Origin of the sequence: Streptomyces goshikiensis (genome assembly GCF_014650555.1) — a bacterium.
GTDB classification, from domain to species: Bacteria; Actinomycetota; Actinomycetes; order Streptomycetales; family Streptomycetaceae; genus Streptomyces; species Streptomyces goshikiensis.
In genome coordinates this window covers 48,665-64,570 of the sequence record NZ_BMVE01000020.1, presented here as the reverse complement: position 1 = coordinate 64,570, position 15,906 = coordinate 48,665, and the positions used below count along the sequence as shown (strand labels likewise).

Below are 15,906 nucleotides of genomic sequence, written 5' to 3'. Positions count from 1 at the left end.
ATGGCGGGCCGGGGCCGCGCTTCGGGGCGGCCCCGGCCCGCTATTTGCGTCGGGTGACGATCTTGTTGAGGTCGGAGGCCTCGTCCAGCACCTCCAGCTTGAGCCTGTGCATTTCGCCGGTCAGGGCGTCCCGGTACTCCTGAGAGTGGGGAGCCTTGCCTTCCAGGGCCTTCTCCAGCGCGTCAAGCACCGGCTGGTGGTACTCCTCGCCGTGCTTCCCCCTGTGACCGGGGACCGAGACGATGTTCTCGTCGCTCTGCAGCGTCAGGTCCTCCCGTCCGGGCATGCTCGCCGCCTTGAGGATCTCCTCGAACTTCGCTTTGAATTCAGGGTCCTTGTCCGTCAGGAGATGATGGTCCTGAGGTTTCAGCACGGGCTTCGTGGGCTCGCGGCCGGAGTCGAAGTACTCCTTCTGGGCCGCCTTGTTCGCCTCCCTCTTCTTCGCGTCGGCCCGGGCACGTTCCTCGATCCAGTTGTTGGACGGGGACGGCGCGCTCTTGCGCGGCGCCGCTCCTGCGTGTTCCTTGGTCGCCGTGCCGCCCTTCTGCGGCGGCTTGCCCGCTCCCCCGGCGGAGGTCTTGGGCTGCGCCGGGTCAGGGTCCTTCGGAACGGCGGGAACGAACTTCCCGTCGACCCAGCGGCCTTCGATCCGCTCGACCTTGGGGTCGGGGTCGGGGTCGGTGCGCGGCGGCGGGACGACCGCGGGCGGCTGCGGCTTCGCCTCGTGTGTGGCGTACACGTACGCGCCGTAGGCGACGGCGGCGACGACGAGGGCGACCGCCGCCAACTTGAAGTAGCCCGGGGCGGCCCTGGCCACCACCCCCGCCGCCTCCAGGGTGGGTGCGGCAGCGGCGGCCGCGGCGGCGAACTTCCCGCTCTCGTCGACCAGTCGCCCGTCCGGATCGTGGAACCGTACCGGCCCGCACCGCGCGTACGCGTAGCGGCACGGTCCGTCCGCGAGGCCCGCCGGGTCACAGCTCGCCCAACGGCCCAGCCAGGGGGCGTAGTAGCGGGCGCCGTAGTACGACAGCCCGCTCTCGTCGTCACGCTCCTTGCCGGTGTAGCGGTACCGCTTGAGGCCGGTCTCGGCGGCGCCGCGTCCGCTCTGGAAGGCGGTCGTTCCGTAGGGGTGGTACTCCTCGTACCCCACCAGGGCGCCGTTCTCGTCCAGTTCGACGCAGGCGGACTCCTGGTGGTCGGCGTACCGGTAGCGGATCGCGGGCCGGCCCGCGGGGAGCGTCGCCGTCTCGACGAGGGCCACGCGCTCGCCGGCGTCGCCGATGTGCAGGGTCTCGCGTTCGAGGGCCCCGCCGCCCGTGCCGTACTCGCGGTAGAGCTCGAAGCCGCCCAGGTAGCGGCGCTCGTTCTTGAGGGCCCCGCTCGCGGTGAAGGTCACCTTGCGGACCCGTTCGCCGGCGGAGTCGTACACGTAGTACGTCGTCTCGGGCGTGCCCTCGTTCACCACCTGCTGTGCGGTGGCGGCCAGCCGGTCGCCGTGGTCCCACCGCATCAGCGGCAGGTGCGGCATCCGCGTGATGTTGCCGTGCGCGTCGTGGCCGTACCGGGCGCCGTAGCCGCCCTCCGTCGCGTAGTCGGGCAGGCCGCCGGTGTCGCCGGGCAGACTGGTGGCGAGCATCCGGTTGCTGTCGAGGGCGTACTGGTGGTGGCGCCGCCACAGGGTGGGGCCGGGTGCCTCGACGTCGGTGCCCTCGTGATGGGCGAGGTGCATGAGGTTGCCGACCGCGTCGTAGCGGTAGCGCTCCACATAGCCGCGCAGTCCTTGGAGGTCGTTCGGGTGGACGCGGGCACCGGCGAAGGGGTAGTCCCGGCGGCCGGCGTCGGGCGGGTCCGGCAGGAAGCCGGTCTGGCCGGCGTGCTCGCGGCCGCTCGCGGCGACGAGCCGGTAGGACGCGTCATGGCTGTGGTCGCGCGCGGCGGCGACCCCGGCGATCGTGGCGAGCGAGGCGTCCTCGATGCGGGTGATGTTGCCGACCGGGTCGTAGGTGTAGTGGAGGTCCTGTACCACGGAGGCGTTCGCGAACAGCGGTGAGGCGGAGGTGTCCGGGCCGACCGGCCGGGTCGTGCGCACGCCGGTCAGGCGGAAGGTGAACGGATCGTAGGTGTAAGCGGTGCGGGCGCCGTTGCCGTGGGCGACGCGGGTGCGCCGGCCGTGGGCGTCGTAGTCCACACCGGTGACGAACGCGGTGGCCGCCGCAGCGCCCCGCTGGTTCACCTCCACGCGCTCGGGCAGGCCCGCCTCGTTGTACGACCTGCGGGTGACGCTGCCGTCGGGTGTGGTGACCTCGACCGGGCGGCCGAGGGCGTCGTACGTCGTGCTGATGGTCAGCGGCGGGCCCGGTTCGAGCAGGGGTGCGGCGGCCTCGGTGAGCCGGTCCGGGTCGGTGAGGGAGGCCAGGGGGGACCAGTCCGGTGTGCCGGTGTGGTCACGGGCGAAGCCGCGGGCGGCCTCGGTCAGGTTGCCCTTGAAGTCGTAGCGCTCGCTGGTCGCCACACCGGCGCCGTCGTAGACCCGGAAGGCCCGGCCGCGCAGGTTCCGGTCCGGGTCGGGGTGCGTCTCGCCGTAGACGCGGTACTCGGCCAGCGCCTCGGGGGCCTCCGGTCGCGCCGGGTCGCGCGGAGCCCCGGAGGGGGTCGTGTCGCCGGTCGCGGTGACGTAGGTTCCGACCGGACGACGCAGGGCGTCGTACGTCGTACGGGTCCGAAATCCCCGGCCGTTCCAGGTGAACAGCGGCCCGTCCGCCGCGTCCCGGAGGGTCCAGCGCTCGCCGGAGTCCGGGCTGTGCTCGAACAGCGCGTGCCCGGTCAGGTCGTAGCCGGGGCTGAACCCGCGCGGGGACAGGTTCTGCGGGTCGTCGAGGGGGTGGACGCCGGGCGGCAGGGGCGGGACGGCGTGCTGGAGCACCCGGTTGCCGCGCGGGTCCCGGATCCAGAGCGGATTGCCCTCCACGTCCCGTCGGGTGAAGCTGACGTGCTTCTCGTCGACGCCGTCCAGCCTGTTGTGGCCGATCGTCATGGCGGTGTGCCCGAGGCCGTCGAGCAGGGCGCGTCCGGGGGTGCCGGCGTGGGCGGCTGCCTGGCGCGCCGCACGGCGTTCGGCGGGCAGGGCCGAGGTGCTCATCCGCGCGTACCAGCCGTTGCCGGGTTCCAGGACCGTGTCGTTGCGGTCGTGGTCGGTGACGTCCCAGGGCGAGAAGTCGACGCGGTGGTGGCTGCCGTCGGGGAAGTCGGTGCGGATCAGCCGCCCGATCGCGTCGTAGAAGTACAGCGGGGTGACGCCGTGCTCGCCCGGCTCCTCGAATCGGTGGCCGCTGCCGGGCGGCCCGAAGTACGCCTCGTACCGTTTGACCGGATTGCCCTTGTTGTTGACCACGGTCTTGCCGCTGGCGACCCAGCGCAGGGGGCCGCCCGGCTCGTCGGGTTCGGCCTGGACCTTGCTGACCAGGGCGTTGCCGAGGCCGTCCGCGTAGAGGAAGGCGGCCTGCAAGGGGCTTTCGGCCGGCTCGTGGGCATGCCGTTCACGACTGAGCGCGGCCGTGGAGGGCGGGTGCTGGGCCCACACGACCTCGCCGTCGCGCAGTTCCTCGCCGAAGTGGAAGAGCCACCGCTGGCTCGCGTCGAGGAGCAGTGGCCGGGCGTGCGCCGGGTCGTAGTCGTCGGTGGCGAAGAACCGTGTGAGGGCGGCGATTCCGGGGTTGAGCGCGGCCGCGTCGAACCCGGCGAGGTGGTCGCCCGTGCCGTCCTTCGCGCTGAGCGCGGTGGCGGCCGGGAGGCCGAGGGCGTCGAAGCGCGCCTCGGTGTGGTTGCCGTTGATGTCGCGGATCCTGCGGGGTGCCATCACGCGGTAGTCGTGGGCGAGCACCTCGGTGCGATTGCCGAGGGGGTCAGTGCTCGCCTTCAGACAGAGGCCGTACGGGTCGTGTTCGAGGCGGGTGGTGTTTGCGAAGGCGTCGGCCCACCCGGAGGGCAGGAAGAACCGGTGCGGCGCGTCGGGGTCGTACTCCGCGCCTCCCGAGCAGCGCCAGTACCGACCGGCGGCGTCCGCGCCGAGGAGCCGCACGGCGGCCGGGCCCGCGAGGTGGCCACTGACGGCCCGGTCCGCCACTGCGGCCCTGACCTCGGGCGTCGCCTTGTCACCCAGGACCGCCGTCAGCATCGGGTCGGTCCAGGCGAGGGTGTACCTCCCGTAGGGCAGGGCGCGGGCGGTCAGGCCGGCCAGGGGCATCGGCCCGTCGAGCGCCTCGTCGTAGTAGAGCGTGCGGACCAGTTGGAGGAGCCGCTTCTGGGGGGTCACCCGGTCGGGCAGTTGGTGGTGGTCGAGTTCGGCCACCGGTGTCCCGCCGCTCTGGTGCCGCTCGCCGAGCCGGTACCGGCGCAGCCCCTCCGGAGTGAGCCGGCGCCCGTCGCCTGCCTCGTCGGGTCCGACACCGGTCAGCTCGTACGTGCGCACCTCGCAGGGCAGCGGAAGGCGGTGCCGGTCGGGGTCGGGCGGGAGCGGATCGGTGGTGCGGCTCTCGGTGTAGACGACGTGGAGCTCGCCCTGCACGGCGGCGACGAGGGTCTCGGTGGCGGGCGGCAGGAGCGGGTCGGCGAGGGGGGCCGGCCGCGTGCGCGGGTATGCGACGGCGACGGATTGGAGGACGGTTCCGTAGGTGTCCACGGTGATGTTGAGCGTGTGGAGGATCCTCGGATCGGGCGCGGGCTGCGGTGCGGGTACGGAGGACGTGGTGCGCAGGTCGAGCTCGTAGTGGTGGGCGACGGTCTCGCTCTCGAAGGTGTGGAAGACGGCGTGGTGTTGGCCGGAGCGGGGCTGGAGGAGGCGGATGCGGTGGGCGTGCGAGGTGGCCGCGAGGATGCGGACCGCAACCGGCGGCCGTTCGCCGCCCGTCGCGGCGGTGAGGTCGAGTTCGTACGTCTCCTCGCGCAGGAGGGCGCCTTTGAACGCCCTTACGGCTTCGCGTCGTTCGCCGGGACCGAGCGGCAGGGTACCGAGGTCCTGGCCCGGCGGCGCGTACTCCTCGGACGCGCGGAAGTATTCGTGCCGGAAGGGGTGCAGCGGGTCCCGGCCCTCGACGGGCACCCCGGTGTGCCGCCAGGTGACCGTTCGTACGGGCGGCTGGTAGAGCCGGTGGTCGGCGGTGACATAGGGACTGTCCGCGTTGGCCGCCGCGAACGTGCCGTAGTCCTCGACGTCGGTCCGCTCCACGCGCGCGAAGCCGCGGAACTCGCGCTCGGCCCCGTCGAAGCAGCCGTGGTGGTAGCTGTAGCGGCTCGTGAAGGCCGTGCCGCGCCACTTGTCGCGGGCGGTCGTCCGCTCGACCACATGGACGGGGAAGGCCAGCTTCGTCTCCCAGGGCGTACCGGCCCGCCGGTCGCTCAGGGAGAAGGCGGTGGACGGCGCGTACGCGATCTCGGTCTCCGCGCCGAGGTTGTTGCGCACCCGGGTGAGCAGATGGGGCTTCACTGCGCCCATCAGGTCGAGGTAGCGCAGGGGGCGGCGGGCGTCCGCCGGCAGGGGTGAGGACCACACCAGACAGGCCGTGCCGTTGCCGAGCAGGTCGACGGCGTGGACGTGGGTGAGGTCGTCCGCCGGGGGCAGTGACGGCAGCGGTACGGGCGGCGCGAAGTCGTTGCCGGACCGGTTGAAGTGGATCCGTGTGCCGTCGGCGCGCAGGTGGAGCACGTCGGTGGTACCGGAGCCGTCGACATCGGCGAGAAGGATGCGCCGCTGGTCGAAGCGGTCGGGGTGGTCGGAGGGGGCCCCGGTCATCACGACCTTCGAGCCGAAGCGGCCGTGGCCCAGGTTCGGCCAGTAGCAGAGCTCGCCGTTGCGGATGCGGACGAGATCGGTGAGACCGTCCCCGCTCATGTCCGCCAGGTGCACCGACTGGTCGGTGTCGGCGAAGACGAGCACCGGCCCGCGTTCCTCGTCACGGGCGCGGGTCTCGCGCCGCTCGGGTCCGAAGCCCGCCTCGCCGAGCGAGGGGTGCCAGACCAGGGCATCGTCCTCGGTGACGAGGACGTCGGCGAGTCCGTCGCCGTCGAGGTCGACGAACCGCAGGTTCGGATCCGCCCAGTCGCGGTCGGGCAGCGAGAGGAAGGGGGTGTACGGCTCCCACGTCCCGTCGGAGGCGTGTTCCTGGAATCCGGGGTCGAGCCCGGTGAAGCGGACGAGGTCTACGCGCCCGTCCCCCGCGAGGTCGAGGAACTGGGCCCCGGTGGCCAGGGCTAGCGAGGGGCGGGACGAGATGGTCTCGGCCGGCCCGAACCGGGCCCGTGTGGAGGTGAGCGGGCTGAGGTTGCGTTTGTAGAACCATCCGCCGCCCTGTTCGGTGAGGATGCCCGGCAGTCCCTCGCCGTCCAGGTCGACCCACTGGTACCGGGCTCCGCCGTCCAGGCCGGCGGGCAGTCCGTCCAGGCTCTCCTCGTCGAGCTCGCGGAGGGTGTGGTCGACGACCGCCTCGGAGTAGGTGAACTCGACCGGGGGCAGGGAGCGGGCGCGAAAACCCCCGCTGTCGCGCTGATAGCCCTGGTGGGTGACCGCTGTCAGGGTCGCGTGCACCCCGTGGGCGTACCGGAAGTCCGTCGAGCGGACGAGACAGTCGGCACCGACCTCCGGCTCGTCGGGGAAGTGGTGGAACATCAGGACGCGGCGGCAGAGCCGGTGGGTCCGAACCTCGAACCCGGAGCGGAACGACGAGAAGGGGTCGGCGCGGGCGCTCCAGGCGCCCGCGGCGTTCGGGGTGGGAGCGGCCGGATCGTGCTCTCCGTAGTCGAGGACGAGTTCGAAGTGCCACTGGTCGTCGGTGGGCAGCGGCCGCCGGCCGGTGGCGGTGTCGAAGGAGGAGATCCAGGGTGTGTGGTTGCCGTAGCGGATCCGCTTGAGGTAGCGGTTGGCGGCGCGCTGCCGGTGGCGTTCGTGGCCGGCGGTCGTGTCCACGCCCTCGTCGTCCTCGGGCTTGTAGCCGTACGCGACGAGATTGCCCCGGTCGTCGTGGCTCTCGGAGATCAGCCAGCCGAACACGCGCGAGGCGTCGGCCGGGTCGGTGATCCGGGACTCCGGGGTGTGCCCGTACCAGGTGGTGATGTCGTCGCGGGAGATCGAGCGCCAGAAGACGTCCGCGGGGTCCCCGGTGTTCGTCCAGCGCTCGACGCGGGCGAAGAGGCCCTCGACACGAGGCCGGTAGCCCCGCACGGTGTAGCGGGCGCCGCCGATCGTGCGCGGCGGCAGCACTTCCGGCACCCAGCGGTCGCCCTCGGGGACCAGTACGGGTACGAGGTCCTCGGCGCCGGAGAGGATGAACACGTCGGAATCGGCCGCGTCGTCGTACCGGGGCACGCCCTTGTCGGTCCTGCGGGTGATCGCGGGCAGCCCGAGGCTCCAGCCGAGCCCGAAGGGGCCGTTGCCCGCGCCCGAGTCGTAACCGAGCGCCGGGTCCGGGCCGAAGCCCGACCGGCCGGGGGTGGCCGCGACCGGCACGGTCATGGCGCCGGCGCCGGTCACCGGATTGGCCGCGAACTTCTCGCCGATGCCCTTGATCGCCCCGCCGCCCTTCGGCAGGCTCACGGCGGGCGGACGGTGCGGCGCGGATGCGGGTGTGCTCGTCATGCCGGGCCCGCCGCCACCGCCGGCTGCGCTTGTCGCGGATTCGCTGTCGACGGCCACCACAACCCCCACGCGATCATCAACCAGGTACGTGGAAGCTAGTACACCGATCCCGTATGCCGCATGCGCGACATACGCGCCGTTCGAAGCACGCCTCTGGCCCCGCGCGCCGAAGCGCGCCGCACGCGCCCCGTCGGCGGCCCGGCGCGGCACGAGGCCGGGAAAGGGCCGGCCGACTGAACAGACGGTCTCCACCGTCACCGCGGGTCCGACCGTGCCGAGGACTTGGGCCGGGCGGTCGGAGATCGTGCTGACGGTGACCGCCCTCCAACCTTCCTGGGCGGACTCCGCAAGCTTGAACACCACGAACTGGCACGACAGCCCGGCGGCCGACGCCGCGGGCGGCCTCCGTGCAGATCAGGCGCCCGAAGTGCCCTGACTGGTACCGAGCGCGCAACCTACCCGGTCGGCACGGCGGCTGAGCCAGGACTTCTCCATCTCCGACAGAGGCGGCTCGTGCACTGGTCCGCTCTCGTTGTAGACGGCTATCGGATCATCCGGCGCCGACCACGAGCCGCCCGATTTCAGGGCCCGTCGGACAACTCCTCAACGTGGCCAGGGCCACCGGCCCTGCCAGCGGCTGTCCACCAGGAGACCACTCGGGCCGCCATCGCTTCCGGCCGCAGCCCCAGCGGGTCGAGACCGAAGTGATCCTCCAGCTCATGCCTTAGGAAATCACCGATATCCGACTGACCGGCGCCACCACGGAGCCGCTGCAGCAGAGGCGCGAGCATGCAGTCGTACTCGTCCTTCACAACGTCAGCGACGCCGATCGGATCCCACTCGTTGAGCAGATGCCGCAGGCCGTTCTCGGTGGCGCCGGTTCCACGTTCCATCGCTCCAGGATGCCAGCCAGGAACGGGTCACGACGGCACACGGACTCGATCTGCTCGGCGCAGCTCCCCGGCCGCCAAGACGACGTATGCGGCGCCGACGAACAGCAACCCCGGGATCGCGAACACGCTGCGCTCATCGCTCTCCAGAACAGCCTGGTACTGACTCTGGGAGACCTCGACCGTGCCACGCGCGGGCGGCGTGGTGTCGAAAGCGAAGTACCGACCTTCCCTCAGCTCCGCGGACTGGAGGTTCCCTTGGCCCGCCGTACTCAAGACCATCATCACAACGCCCCACAGGACCAAGGCCGCAAGCCCCATCCGGGCCTTTCGAGGAAGGCACCGGAAAGCCAGCCAAACCGAGCGCCGGTCCGCGCGCGTCAGGAACACACGCACCAGGGCAGATATGAAGACCGGGAAGAGCAACACGACAATCGCCGCCAGCAGCCAGCTCGACCCTGTCAGCGGCAAGGTCCCAGGCAACCAGGTGAGCGCTGTCAGCGCCAGCAGCGCGATCCCCAGCACGGTCGCGATACCGCCGTGCACTTTGAATGTCCACCCCATGCTCCGCAGCCTGACACAAGAACGGTTCCACATCGACGCCGCACACCAAAGCCTCATGGCCTCGGGCTAAGGACCGGACACGGGTGCCTCGGGCAGGCGGCGCAAGAAGGACGGTGGCTGTCATGGCCAGGTTGATGCGTGCCGTGTCCGGGTCCCTGGTCCGGATTCGGCCCGTGTGGCCCGGCGATGCGCAACCGCGGTCAGCAGCCTCCGGGCGTCAGCGTGGCCGGGGCAGCGCAGCAGCCTCCCGCGCTGGCCTCCTCGGCGGCAGGCTGGTCGAAGAGGCCCGCGCCGCCGCAGACACCGGTCTCCGGGAGCGTGAGCTCGACGCGTTCGGCGGCCTCGTGGTCGCCGGCGAGGTGGGCGGCGATGGAGCGGACCTGCTCGTAGCCGGTCATCGCGAGGAAGGTCGGGGCGCGGCCGTACGACTTCATGCCGACGAGGTAGAGGCCCCTCTCGGGGTGGGACAGCTCGCCCGCGCCGTGCGGGTAGACGGTGCCGCACGAGTGCTGGTTGGGGTCGATCAGCGGCGCGAGCGCGATGGGCGCCTGGAGGCGCTCGTCGAGGCCGAGACGGAGCTCTTCGAGGAAGGTGAGGTCGGGGCGCAGGCCGGTGAGGGCGACGACCTCGTCGACCGCAGCGAGGCGGCGGTTGTCCTCACCGATCAGGACCAGGCGGCCGTCCCCGTCGCGTTCGACGGCGTCGGTGCGGAAGCCGGTGATCGCGTCGGCGTAGCCGTCTTCGACGGCGGCCTTCGCGGCAAGACCGAGGGCGCCGCGGGCAGGCAGCTGGTCGGCCTCGCCGCCGCCGAAGGTCGAGCCGGAGATCCCCCGGCGCAGGATCCACGTCGCGTGCGTGCCGGCGCCGTCGTCGGACGTGGCGAGGTCGGCCAGGCAGGCGAGCGCGGTGAAGGCGGAGGCGCCGGAACCGATGACGGCGGTGCGCTTCCCGGCGTACCGGGCGCGGACGGCCGGGTTCTTGAGGTCCGGGATCCGGTAGGAGATCCGGTCGGCCGCGGCCTTCTCGCCGATTGCGGGCAGGCCGCTGCCGCCGGCCGGGCCGGGGGTGGACCACGTGCCGGAGGCGTCGATCACGGCGCGGGCGTGGATCCGCCCCTCCGCGCCGTCCGGGCCGCTGTAGTGGATGACGAAGGGCTGGGTGTCGCGGTCGGCGTCGACGATGCGGTCGCGGCCGGCACGGGAGACGCCGGTGACGGTGGTGTCGTAGCGGACCTTCTCACCCAGGACGTCGGCCAGCGGCTGGAGATAGAGGCCGGCCCAGTCGGCCCCGGACGGGTAGGCGGAGCCGTTGGGCCGGACCCAGCCGCTGGGGGCCAGGAGCTTCTCGGCGGCCGGGTCGACGACCTCGGACCAGGGGGAGAACAGCCGCACGTGCGACCAGGCGCGGACCGCCGTCGCCGCGGCGGGTCCGGCCTCCAGCACCAGGGGCTGGATGTCCCGCTCGATGAGCCGGGCGGCGGCCGCCAGGCCGATGGGGCCGGCACCGATCACGACAACGGGAAGGACCGCGGCTGTGGCTGTGGCTGTGGCTGTGGTGGATGCGTTCACGACGGGGCCCCCATTGATTCGACAGTTGTCGATGTCCTGGGTTTCAGCGTGCACCTCACATCGAGGTTCGTCAATATAGACATTCATCAAAGTTGTGGGGATGATGGGGCCATGACCACGAACGCATTGCCGCTGCTGGAGCCCGAGAGCGCGGCACCGTGCTGCCCACCGCTGTCGGAACGACCGCTGACGGCCGAGGAGGCCGAGCGGACCGCGGTCATGTTCAAGGCCCTCGGTGACCCGGTGCGGCTGCGCCTGTTCTCCCTGGTCGCGTCCCACGAGGGCGGGGAGGCGTGCGTGTGCGACATCTCCGACGTCGGCGTCTCCCAGCCCACCGTCTCCCACCACCTGAAGAAGCTCCGCGAGGCCGGTCTGCTGTCCTCGGAGCGGCGCGGCACCTGGGTGTACTACAAGGTCGAGCCGTCCGTGCTCGCCGCCATGGGCCGGCTCCTCACCCGCGCGGCCACCGCATGACCGAGGGCGCTGGAGCGCCGCAACCCCCGCCTCAGCTGAGCTCGGCGTCTCCAGGGGCGGCGGCCGGTCCGGTCCCCATGAAGATGACGGCCACCAGCGCCAGGCCCACCACGGCGCCGACGAGCTGCACGGCGATGAAGCCGGGCACGGAGGCCGGGGCGATGCCCGCGAACGTGTCCGTGAACGCGCGGCCGATGGTGACCGCGGGGTTGGCGAAGGAGGTGGAGGAGGTGAACCAGTACGCGGCGCCGATGTAGGAGGCGACCGCGACGGGGGCGAAGCGGAGGCGGTCGGTGCGGGCCAGGCCGAAGATCAGCAGGATCAGGCCCGCGGTGGCGACGGCCTCGCCGAGCAGGAGGTGGCCGGCGGAGCGGTCGTGCTGCGACCACTTGACCAGCGGCCGGCCGAACATCGCGTCGGCCAGGATCGCCCCGCATATGGCGCCGGCGATCTGTGAGGGCACGTAGACGGCGAGCTCTCGGGCGGTGACGCCGGGCCCTCCGCGGCGGCCGGTCCACCACTCGGCCAGGGTCACGACCGGGTTGAAGTGGGCGCCGGAGACCGGTCCGAGGAGCGTGATCAGGACGCCGAGGCCGAAGACGGTGGCGGTGGAGTTGGCCAGCAGTTGCAGGGCGATGTCGTCGGTGAGCGCGGTGGCCTGGATGCCGGAGCCGACCACGACCGCGACCAGGGCGGCGGTGCCGACCAGTTCGGCGGCCGTGCGGGCGATCAGCGGGGTGCGGGGCGGGGTCGCGCCGGGCGCGGGCCGCGACGCCGTGGCAACGGCTACGACCTCGCCCGCGGCGGGCTCTGTGGCGGTCAAGGCAGGTTCTCCTCGGGCAGGTGAGGCAGAGCTCGGCAGGCTACGGGCAGGACCGCTTGCGGTTCGCTTCGGCCGTGGCACGCGCGCTCTGGGCGAGGTCGGTGAACTGACCGGCGAGGGCTTCGAGGACCTCCGGGCGCAGCCGGTAGTAGACGTACCTTCCGCAGGGCTCCGTATCCACGACCCCCGCCTCCCTGAGCACCTTCATGTGGTTGGAGAGGTTGGTCTGCTTGGCGCCGGTCTCCTCCACGAGGTGGGTGGTGCAGAGCGTCTCACGGGCGAGGAGGGTCACGATCCGGAGCCGGAGCGGGTCGGCCAGAACCCGGATCAGATCAGTGTCGACTGACGTCATCATGGGCTGATACTTTCACATCAGCAGCCACTGACACCAGCTTCTGCTGATGTCGACGCCGCGCCGTTGCCTTGCTGTTCGCCGAGAAGAGACCCCATGTCTGACGCCAAGCCGTCCGTGCTGTTCGTCTGCGTCCACAACGCCGGCCGCTCCCAAATGGCCGCCGCCTGGCTCAGCCACCTCGCGGGCGACCGCGTGGAGGTCCGCTCCGCGGGCTCCGCACCCGCGGGCAGCATCAACCCGGCCGCGGTCGAGGCGATGCGCGAGGTCGGCATCGACATGTCCGCCCGGACCCCGAAGATCCTGACCGTCGAGGCGGTCCAGGCGTCGGATGTGTGCATCACCATGGGCTGCGGTGACACCTGCCCCGTCTTCCCCGGCAAGCGCTACCTCGACTGGACGCTGGAAGACCCCGCAGGCCAGGGCGTCGACGCCGTACGCCGGATCCGCGATGAGATCGAGACCCGCGTCCGCGGCCTCGTCAGCGAACTCCTCCCCGGCTGATTCCGATGGGCGGGGGTGGGGGTGGGGGTCCGATGAAACAGCGTCTGGGCGTGCCGGACGCGGTGGTGATCGGCATGGGCTCCATGATCGGGGCGGGGATCTTCGCCGCGCTCGGCCCGGCGGCCGGCGCCGCCGGTTCCGGGCTGCTGATCGCCCTGGCCTCGGCGGCGGTCGTGGCGTACTGCAACGCGATGTCCTCGGCACGGCTGGCAGCCTTGTACCCGCGGTCCGGGGGCACCTACGTCTACGGCCGTGAGCGGCTGGGCGAGTTCTGGGGCTACCTGGCAGGGTGGGCGTTCGTCGTCGGCAAGACCGCATCCTGCGCGGCGATGGCCCTCACCGTCGGTTCCTACCTGTGGCCCGGACAGGCCCACGCGGTGGCCGTCGCCGCGGTGGTGGCACTGACCGCGGTGAACTACGCCGGGGTGCAGAAGTCCGCGTTCGTGACCCGGGTCATCGTCGCGGTCGTCCTGGCCGTGCTCGCCGCGGTGGTGGTCACCTGCCTGACCTCTGCCGGTGCGGATGCCTCCCGGCTGGACATCGGCTCGGACGCCACCGTCGGCGGAGTGCTCCAGGCCTCGGGGCTGCTGTTCTTCGCCTTCGCCGGGTACGCCCGCATCGCCACGCTCGGCGAGGAGGTTCGCGACCCCGCCCGCACCATCCCGCGCGCCATCCCGACCGCGCTCGGCATCACGCTCGCCGTCTATGCCCTCGTCGCCATCGCCGTCCTGACGGTGCTCGGCCCGGACGGCCTCGCGCACGCCGCTGCGCCGTTGTCGGACGCGGTCCGGGCCGCGGGCGCCGAACGGCTGGTGCCCGTCGTCCGTGCCGGCGGCGCGGTCGCCGCGCTCGGCTCGCTCCTCGCGCTGATCCTGGGGGTCTCGCGCACCACCTTGGCGATGGCCCGGGACCGGCACCTGCCTCACGGCCTGTCGGCCGTCCACCCGCGCTCGGGTGTTCCGCACCGCGCAGAGCTCGCCGTCGGAGCCGTCGTCTCCCTGCTCGCCGCGACCACCGACCTGCGCGGGGCGATCGGCTTCTCCTCCTTCGGGGTGCTGGCCTACTACGCCATCGCCAACGCCTGCGCCTTCACCCTCGGCCGGGACGAGGGCGGGCCCCACCGGATCGTCCCCGTCCTGGGTCTGGCCGGCTGCGTGCTGCTCGGCTTCTCCCTGCCCCTGAGCAGCGTGGTCTGCGGGGCCGTGGTCCTCGCTGTCGGCGCCGCCGTCCACGGACTGCGCAGGGCGCGCGGCAGCAGGTGACGTCCGTGCGCCGGACGGGCCGGCCGGAGCGCTGATCGCGTACCGGGACCGCCGCTCCAGTTGCTGTGCGGCCCCTCTTCTCCCGTGCTTCGCCGCTCATTACGCCTCGAAACCTGCCTCGCGGCTCCATGCCCGATAGGCCTCCAGGGCTGTGGGCAGGGTCGGGTAGATGCGGTCGGCTCCCACCGAGGCGGTCAGGCCGTACGCGTCCAGGTCCTCCCGGAGTTCCTGCTTGACCCTGGCCAGTGCGAGGACGATGTCTCGGTCCGCGAGTTCCTGGCGCAGTGCCTCCACGGCGTCCAGCGCCGTGATGTCCACCTCCACGTTCGCCTCGGTGTTGAGGACGAACCATCGCGTCGGAGGGCTCTGCTCGTCGACCGCTGCCAGGGCACGGCGGCGGAAGTCCTCCGCGTTGGCGAAGAACAGCGGCGAGTCGTAGCGGTAGATCACCAGCCCCGGAACCGTCCGCGCCGTCGGGTAGTCGTCCACGTCGTGCATGCCGGCGAGCCCGGGCACCATGCCTTCCACGGCGTCGTGCGGGCGGGCCACACGGGCCAGCAGCTCGACCACGGACAGGGCCACGGCGACGAGGACGCCGCGCAGGATGCCGAGGGTCAGAACGCCCAGGAGGCATCCGAGTGCCAGAAGCAGTTCGCGTCGGCGGAAGGCCGCGAGGCGCCGGAACTCACCGACTTCGACGAGCCGGACGGCGGCGTAGACGACGATGGCGCCGAGGACGGCGCTCGGGGTGTGGGCCAGGAGCGGCCCCAGGAAGAGGAGCACCATCAGTACCGCGAGGGCGGCGAACAGGGAGTAGCCCTGGCTCCGTGCCTTCGCGGACCGGGCCAACGCGGTGCGGCTGGCGCTGCTGCTGACGGGGAACCCGTGCATGAAGCCCGCCCCCAGGTTCGCCGCCCCCAGGGCGAGCAGTTCGCGATTGGGGTCCAGCGGGAGCGGATCACCCCGGTCGGCGAAGGCCCGGGCGGTGAGGATCACGTCCGAGTAGCCGACGAGAAGCACGCCCAGCGCCGGGATCACCAGCTGCGGAAGGTCACCGGGGGACGGCAGCGCGGGCACTGGCAGCCCGGAGGGTACGGATCCGATCACGGCGACCCCGTACCGCTCGTCCAACCCGAATGCCGCCACCGCGGCCGTCGCGACGACGAGGGCGAGCAGCGGACGCGGAACCAGGCGCCAGTACTTCGGTGCCACCAGGAGCAGGACGAGCACGGCGGCGGCCAGGACGACGGTCGGCCAGTGAACGTGCGAGACGTTGAGGGCGAAGGCGTACAGCTGTGAGAAGAAGCCGGAGCCGGTGGACCGTACCCCGGTGAGCCGGGGCAGCTGGTCGACGACCATGATCAGGGCGACGCCCGCGAGGTAGCCGACGAGAACGGGCCGCGAGAGCAGGTCGGCGAGGAACCCGAGGCGTACGGCCCAGGCCGCCAGTGACGCGAGGCCGACGACGACGGCGAGGGCCGCCGCGAGCACCGCGTACCGGCCCGGGTCTCCTCCTGCGAGCGGCCCCACGGCGACTGCCGTCATCAGCGCGGTGGTCGACTCGGGTCCCACCGACAGCAGCCGTGAGGAACCGGTCAAGGCGTAGAGCACCATGGCCGGCAGCGCGGCCCAGAGCCCCACGACCGGAGGCAGCCCGGCCACCCCCGCATAGGCCATGACCTGCGGCACCAGATACGCGGCGACGGTGATTCCGGCCAAGGCGTCACCGCCGAGCCACGACCGGCGGTACCTCCGGAGGCCGGGAGGCAGCAGGGACGGCCTTCCAGGTGCGGACATGGCGCTCCTCGCTGACGGTGCACTCGGCGGCCCCTCGTCGGCATC

10 protein-coding genes are annotated in these 15,906 nt (G+C 72.1%); 3 read left to right on the top strand and 7 right to left on the bottom strand.

Features of this window, described 5'->3' with window-relative positions; translation table 11 throughout:
* Nucleotides 1-40 precede the first annotated feature (40 nt).
* From IE248_RS34835 to IE248_RS34820, 4 genes are all read right to left on the bottom strand, one after another.
* Nucleotides 41-7,585 carry a SpvB/TcaC N-terminal domain-containing protein gene (locus IE248_RS34835; RefSeq protein WP_190032827.1) on the bottom strand — a complete coding sequence of 2,515 codons (7,545 nt, stop codon included), beginning with the start codon at nt 7,583-7,585 and terminating at the stop codon, nt 41-43.
* 623 nt (nt 7,586-8,208) lie between these two features.
* Nucleotides 8,209-8,520: a hypothetical protein gene (locus tag IE248_RS34830; protein ID WP_190032826.1), complete on the bottom strand. Its 312-nt coding sequence runs from the start codon at nt 8,518-8,520 to the stop codon at nt 8,209-8,211.
* Between the two features lie 27 nt (nt 8,521-8,547).
* Entirely contained in the window at nt 8,548-9,081 is a 534-nt protein-coding gene (locus tag IE248_RS34825; protein ID WP_190032825.1) for a hypothetical protein, read from the bottom strand.
* Between the two features lie 200 nt (nt 9,082-9,281).
* Entirely contained in the window at nt 9,282-10,649 is a 1,368-nt protein-coding gene (locus IE248_RS34820; protein WP_190032824.1) for an NAD(P)-binding domain-containing protein, read from the bottom strand.
* A gap of 111 nt (nt 10,650-10,760) precedes the next feature.
* Between IE248_RS34820 and IE248_RS34815 the strand changes: the two genes are divergently transcribed.
* Nucleotides 10,761-11,123 (top strand): ArsR/SmtB family transcription factor, encoded by a 363-nt coding sequence (locus tag IE248_RS34815; RefSeq protein ID WP_008736709.1) that lies wholly within the window; start codon nt 10,761-10,763, stop codon nt 11,121-11,123.
* 31 nt (nt 11,124-11,154) lie between these two features.
* Here the strand turns inward: IE248_RS34815 and IE248_RS34810 are convergent, their stop codons facing one another.
* Entirely contained in the window at nt 11,155-11,946 is a 792-nt protein-coding gene (locus IE248_RS34810; protein ID WP_190032823.1) for an aquaporin, read from the bottom strand.
* A gap of 40 nt (nt 11,947-11,986) precedes the next feature.
* Nucleotides 11,987-12,301, bottom strand: coding sequence for an ArsR/SmtB family transcription factor (locus IE248_RS34805; protein WP_190032822.1), 315 nt, complete (start codon nt 12,299-12,301; stop codon nt 11,987-11,989).
* 93 nt (nt 12,302-12,394) lie between these two features.
* Between IE248_RS34805 and IE248_RS34800 the strand changes: the two genes are divergently transcribed.
* Complete coding sequence (locus IE248_RS34800) at nt 12,395-12,802, top strand: arsenate reductase ArsC (protein WP_190032821.1); 408 nt, start codon at nt 12,395-12,397, stop codon at nt 12,800-12,802.
* Nucleotides 12,803-12,834: 32 nt separating this feature from the next.
* Nucleotides 12,835-14,064 (top strand): APC family permease, encoded by a 1,230-nt coding sequence (locus IE248_RS34795; RefSeq protein WP_229895750.1) that lies wholly within the window; start codon nt 12,835-12,837, stop codon nt 14,062-14,064.
* Nucleotides 14,065-14,163: 99 nt separating this feature from the next.
* Here the strand turns inward: IE248_RS34795 and IE248_RS34790 are convergent, their stop codons facing one another.
* Nucleotides 14,164-15,861, bottom strand: a complete 1,698-nt coding sequence (locus tag IE248_RS34790; RefSeq protein ID WP_190032819.1) for a SulP family inorganic anion transporter — start codon at nt 15,859-15,861, stop codon at nt 14,164-14,166.
* Between the last annotated feature and the right edge of the window lie 45 nt (nt 15,862-15,906).

What these genes read in the sequence shown, in the direction of transcription:
- IE248_RS34790 (WP_190032819.1), bottom strand. Translation starts at nt 15,861, where the DNA reads ATGTCCGCACCTGGAAGGCCGTCCCTGCTGCCTCCCGGCCTCCGGAGG.
- IE248_RS34815 (WP_008736709.1), top strand. Translation starts at nt 10,761, where the DNA reads ATGACCACGAACGCATTGCCGCTGCTGGAGCCCGAGAGCGCGGCACCG.
- IE248_RS34805 (WP_190032822.1), bottom strand. Translation starts at nt 12,301, where the DNA reads ATGATGACGTCAGTCGACACTGATCTGATCCGGGTTCTGGCCGACCCG.
- IE248_RS34830 (WP_190032826.1), bottom strand. Translation starts at nt 8,520, where the DNA reads ATGGAACGTGGAACCGGCGCCACCGAGAACGGCCTGCGGCATCTGCTC.
- IE248_RS34795 (WP_229895750.1), top strand. Translation starts at nt 12,835, where the DNA reads ATGAAACAGCGTCTGGGCGTGCCGGACGCGGTGGTGATCGGCATGGGC.
- IE248_RS34825 (WP_190032825.1), bottom strand. Translation starts at nt 9,081, where the DNA reads ATGGGGTGGACATTCAAAGTGCACGGCGGTATCGCGACCGTGCTGGGG.
- IE248_RS34800 (WP_190032821.1), top strand. Translation starts at nt 12,395, where the DNA reads ATGTCTGACGCCAAGCCGTCCGTGCTGTTCGTCTGCGTCCACAACGCC.